Origin of the sequence: Mesorhizobium sp. M7A.F.Ca.MR.176.00.0.0, from assembly GCF_004023165.1 — a bacterium.
Taxonomy (GTDB): domain Bacteria; phylum Pseudomonadota; class Alphaproteobacteria; order Rhizobiales; family Rhizobiaceae; genus Mesorhizobium.
In genome coordinates, this window is record NZ_RZTC01000321.1 from 1 (window position 1) to 365 (window position 365).

The 365-nt window shown below is 64.4% G+C and carries 1 protein-coding gene; it reads left to right on the top strand.

Going from position 1 to position 365, the window contains the following annotated elements:
* Positions 1-128: 128 nt before the first annotated feature.
* Complete coding sequence (locus EOB59_RS35585; RefSeq protein ID WP_164873689.1) at positions 129-293, top strand: hypothetical protein; 165 nt, start codon at positions 129-131, stop codon at positions 291-293.
* Positions 294-365: the final 72 nt, after the last annotated feature.

The window sequence follows — 365 nt, forward strand, 5'->3', positions numbered from 1 at the left end:
CTCATCCGTCTCGGCGCTATCGCGCCGATCCACCTTCTCCCACAAGGGGAGAAGGGGAGCCCCCTTTCTTGCAAAACAGCCGTCCTTTGCTAGAAAGGTTTTGGCGGGTGGCATCGTGAGAGAACCTCATGTTTGCCGATATCATCAGACCGATCACCCTAGGTTTTTCGCTGCTGCGGCGGTTCTGGCCGCAACTCGTGGCACTCGTGCTGGCCGGCGTGCTGGTCGGCGATCTCCTCATGCAGCTCGCGGCGAAGGTGGCGCTGGCCAATCACTTCGCCGGGCGCGGCTGACATAGGCGCGCGCCGGCTGGACCCGCCAGCGCCCGGCATCGATGACGGCATCGGACGGCAATTGCGGCGGGG

What these genes read in the sequence shown, in the direction of transcription:
- EOB59_RS35585 (WP_164873689.1), top strand. Translation starts at nt 129, where the DNA reads ATGTTTGCCGATATCATCAGACCGATCACCCTAGGTTTTTCGCTGCTG.